Origin of the sequence: Curtobacterium sp. B8 (assembly GCF_000333315.1) — a bacterium.
GTDB classification, from domain to species: Bacteria; Actinomycetota; Actinomycetes; order Actinomycetales; family Microbacteriaceae; genus Curtobacterium; species Curtobacterium luteum.
On sequence record NZ_BACW01000441.1, the window covers coordinates 1 to 4,086 of the forward strand.

General features: G+C 71.5%; 4 protein-coding genes, 1 tRNA gene and 1 pseudogene. 1 reads left to right on the top strand and 5 read right to left on the bottom strand.

Annotation, left to right across the window (positions count from 1 at the left end; genetic code table 11):
• A pseudogene (locus tag I59_RS11295) lies at nucleotides 1-360 on the top strand (beta-ketoacyl-ACP synthase); the annotation flags it as partial.
• A gap of 564 nt (nucleotides 361-924) precedes the next feature.
• On the opposite strand, the gene I59_RS11300 reads toward I59_RS11295, so the two are convergent.
• The 5 genes from I59_RS11300 to I59_RS11320 form a co-directional block, all read right to left on the bottom strand.
• Nucleotides 925-1,404: a DUF3145 domain-containing protein gene (locus I59_RS11300; RefSeq protein ID WP_083882066.1), complete on the bottom strand. Its 480-nt coding sequence runs from the start codon at nucleotides 1,402-1,404 to the stop codon at nucleotides 925-927.
• Nucleotides 1,405-1,571: 167 nt separating this feature from the next.
• A complete protein-coding gene (locus tag I59_RS11305) occupies nucleotides 1,572-2,378 on the bottom strand; it encodes a DUF1684 domain-containing protein (protein ID WP_022903953.1) in 807 nt (268 codons plus the stop codon).
• Complete coding sequence (locus tag I59_RS11310) at nucleotides 2,375-3,505, bottom strand: AI-2E family transporter (RefSeq protein WP_022903954.1); 1,131 nt, start codon at nucleotides 3,503-3,505, stop codon at nucleotides 2,375-2,377. The genes I59_RS11305 and I59_RS11310 overlap by 4 nt, the downstream gene beginning before the upstream one ends.
• A gap of 192 nt (nucleotides 3,506-3,697) precedes the next feature.
• Nucleotides 3,698-3,772 (bottom strand) — tRNA-Ile (locus I59_RS11315).
• A gap of 12 nt (nucleotides 3,773-3,784) precedes the next feature.
• Nucleotides 3,785-4,086, bottom strand: a 302-nt coding sequence (locus I59_RS11320; RefSeq protein ID WP_148286184.1) for a glycosyltransferase, incomplete at its 5' end; no start/stop codon positions are given.

Genomic DNA, 4,086 nt, shown 5'->3' on the forward strand with positions numbered 1-4,086 from the left:
CGCGAGGACGTCGTCCACGTCAACGCGCACGCCACCTCGACCCCGGTGGGCGACGTCGCCGAGTACCACGCCATGCGCCGCGTGTTCGGCGACCACCTCGACGACGTCGTGGTCTCGGCCACGAAGGCGTCGACGGGCCACCTGCTCGGCGGTGCCGGCGCGATCGAGGCCGTGTTCACGGTCCTCGCGCTGCACAACCGGGTCGCGCCGCCGACGATCAACCTCACCGACCAGGACCCGGAGATCGTCATGGACGTGGCACGCGAGCCGCGCCAGCTGCCGGACGGCGACCTGCTCGCGGTGAGCAACTCGTTCGGCTTCGGCGGCCACAACGCCGTGGTGGCGTTCCGCAACGTGTAGTCGCGTCGGGTGGGCGCGCCGCGTCCGATCCGGCCTGGAGGCCCGCCCCGCGTCGTCGGGGCGGGCCTCCGTCGGTTGCGTGGCCGGCCTGGTCGCGGGCGCCCGGGTGCCCGGGCGTCTGGGCGCGCGGGCGCCGAGACTCGCGCTGCGCGACACTGCTCGGGCTGTCCGGCGCGAGAACGGTCGCCCTGCGCGAGACTCGCCCTGCGCGGTCGCCCTGCGCGAGACTCGCGCTGCGCGACACTGCTCGGGCTGTCCGGCGCGAGAACGGTCGCCCTGCGCGAGACTCGGGGCGGTCGCCCTGCGCGAGACTCGCGCTGCGCGACACTGCTCGGGCTGTCCGGCGCGAGAACGGTCGCCCTGCGCGAGACTCGCCCTGCGCGGTCGCCCTGCGCGAGACTCGGGCTGCGCGACACTGCTCGGGCTGTCCGGCGCGAGAACGGTCGCCCTGCGCGAGACTCGGGGCGGGTCCGCCGAGACTCGGGGCCGGCGGGACGACGAACGCCGCCGGGCACGGGGCCGGGCGGCGTTCGGCGGAGCGGAGGAAGGGCGTGCGGGCGACGGTCAGCCGACGCGGTGGAGCCAGACGACGGGGTTGCCCTCGGCGGCGTGACGGAACGGCTCGAGCTCGTCGTCCCAGGCCTGGCCCAGGGCGAGCCGCAGCTCACGGTGGAGTTCGAGCGCGTTGCTGCCCGCGACCTCCATCGCGTAGCGGACGCGGTCCTCGGGGACGACCATGTTGCCGGTGACGTCGGTCTGCGCGTAGAAGACCCCGAGGTCGGGGGTGTGCATCCACCGGCCGCCGTCGGAGGCGCTCGTCGGCTCCTCGGTGACCTCGTACCGGAGGTGCTCCCACCCGCGCAGCGCCGAGGCGATCGCAGCGCCCGTCCCGACCGAACCGGTCCAGGTGAACTCGGTCCGCCGCGCGCCGTCCTGTGCGGGCTGGTCGAGCCACGAGAAGTTCACGGCACGATTCATGGCGCGACCAGCCGCCCATTCGACGTGCGGGCAGAGCGCGCGTGGAGCGGAGTGCACGTAGAGCACTCCGGCCGTCGTTCCGTTCACGATTCCTCCGATTCGTCAGGTGCGACTTCCCCATCGACCTGGACGAACGGCATCGCGTTCGGGAACCATCGGTATGCGATTGTGATGTCCTGCGGACACGCCCATTATGCAGCGTCACCGCTGGGAGCGCCAGGTCGGCGCCCGCTTCAGTGCAGAACCGCTCCGGATGCGTCCACGGGGTGCCGCTCCCCGGCGGTGATCGCGACCGGGACGCGGTTCTCCTCCGGCGGGATGGGGCAAGCGAACTGGTAGGAGAACGCGCAGGGCGGGAGGACCGCTCGGTTCCAGTCGAGGACGACCTCGCCCGCTGCTCCGGGATCATCCAGGTACAGGAAACGGCCCATCGAGTAGGTGCTCGAGGGGTCGTCCTCCGGGAGCGCACTCGTGGCGTCCTGCACGATGAGCTGCAGCCGGGGTGCGCCGCGGAACGCGGCCGAGCGCACGGCGACCAGCCGCACGGCGACGTCGGCGACGGTCGTGGCGACGATCCCGGCGACCCCGAGCGGGACGCCGGCCGCGTCGACGACGTCAGCCCGTGCCTCCAGGCCGTCGCCCACCGGTTCGAACCTGCCGGACGTGACCCAGTGGTCCTGCTCGGCGAAGCGGGCGATGTGGTCGAACCGGGTGACCGCCTCGGAGGCCGGGTCCCAGACCCGGAGCGTCCCGTCGGCGACGGTGCCGGCGAGGCCGTCCGGGAACGCGACGGTCGACGGCACCACCGCCTGGTCGCTCGCGACCAGGACTGTCCCGTCCACCGGGACGCCGTCGACGACGACCCCGTCGGCGACCGCCGCGGTGACCGTCAGGCCGCCCGGAGCGGGAGCCCAACGACCGGGCACGGGCCACACCGGCTGCTCGAGGTCGACGCGCTGTGCGTTCACGAGCGCGAGCGGTCCGCGGGCACTCCTGGCCCAGCGGTCCCGCTCGGCGACGTGGTCGGGGAAGGTCGTCATGCCTGGTCTTGGCGTGGGTAGATGACCTTCTGCACGATGATGATGAGCGACGCGGCGATGGGCACCGCGACGAGCGCACCGAGGACGCCGCCGATCGTCCCGCCGGCGACCGCGGCGATGACGACCAGCGCCCCCGGGACCTGGACCGCCCGCGACATGATGCGGGGCGAGATGACGTACGCCTCGACCTGCATGTAGACGAGGTAGTAGATCGCTGCCGCGAGGGCCGTGGCCGGCGAGGCGAAGAAGCAGAGCAGCGAGATGACGATCGCGGCGCTCAGCGTCCCGACGAGCGGGATGAGCGAGCCGAGGAACGCGAACGACGCCAGCAGCGCGGGCAACGGTGCGCCGATGATGAGCAGGAAGAAGAAGCTCAGGATGCCGTTGATGAGCGCCTGCGAGATCTGCCCGACGACGTACCGGCCGACCGCCTGCGTGATCTGCTCGCTGACGTCCACGAAGTTCTCCCGCCGAGAGGCCGGGACGAAGCGGTACGTCATCGACTTCAGCCCGCGCATCGACGCGAGGAAGTAGAGCATGAGGATCAGGACGATGAGGGCGCCGGTCAGCCCGGAGAGGATGCCGCCGCCGACCGCGAGGATGCCACCGCCGAGGTTGAGCAGGTTGCCCGGGTCCTCGGCGAAGGACTGGACCGACTGCAGGGCGTGCTGCACGTCGAACGCCCCGCCCAGCTGCTTCGACAGGTCCTGGAACCAGTCCTGCCGGGAGATGTCCTGGATGATCCCCGGGAAGTTCTGGATGAGGTTCGTGGCCTGTTCGACGAGGATCGGCACGACCGCGAAGATCACGCCGACGAAGGCCGCGAGCACCGCGACCACCACCGCGAGGATCGCCGACCACCGCGGGATCAGGCGTTCGAGGAACGAGACGAGCGGGTCGATGCCGAGCGCCAGGAACAGCGCGACGCCGATGTAGACGAGGACCGTGCTCAGTTCGCGGAGGACGGTGCCGGCCACGATGGCCACGAGGACGCCGATGGCACCCATGAACCCGATGCGGAACGCGTTGACGCGCACGCCGGTGCCACCACGGGTCACCTCGAACGTGACGTTCGGCGTCGGGCCGAGCGGGTCGTGGTCGTGGGGCTTGCGCTTGGGGAGCTGCACGGTGGCGGGCCTCGTCTCGCGGACTCGCCCGAACCGGGTTCGGATCGGGCATGGCGGGCCGTGCCTGAAGCGTCCTGCTCGGACCCGCGTCACATCGTAGGGCGGGCCGTACCTCAGTGTCCTGCTCGGACCCGCGTCACATCGTAGGGCGGGCCGTGCTTGAAGTGTCCTGCTCGGACCCGCGTCACATCGTAGGGCGGGCGGGACTCGAACCCGCGGATCGTTCGGTTATGAGCCGACTGCCTTGACCAGCTTGGCTACCGCCCCTCGCCGGGGCCGTCAGGCCACCGGCTCCCCACGATACAGCGCCTCGAACGTCGAGAGGGTGCGGTTGATGTCGTGTGGCTGGATCATCTCGAGACTCCGCTGCCGCATGGCCACGTAGTCCTCGTCCGACGCCGTGAGCACCTCGGTGAGCTTGGCGGCGAGGTCGTGCGCGTCGCCGGGGCGGAACAGGAACCCGTTGCCGTCGACCAGGTGCGGGAGGGCCATCGAGTCGGCCGCCACCACGGGCAAGCCGGACGCCATGCCTTCGAGCGAGGAGATGCTCTGCAGCTCGGCAGTGGACGGCATCGGAAGAC

What these genes read in the sequence shown, in the direction of transcription:
- I59_RS11305 (WP_022903953.1), bottom strand. Translation starts at nt 2,378, where the DNA reads ATGACGACCTTCCCCGACCACGTCGCCGAGCGGGACCGCTGGGCCAGG.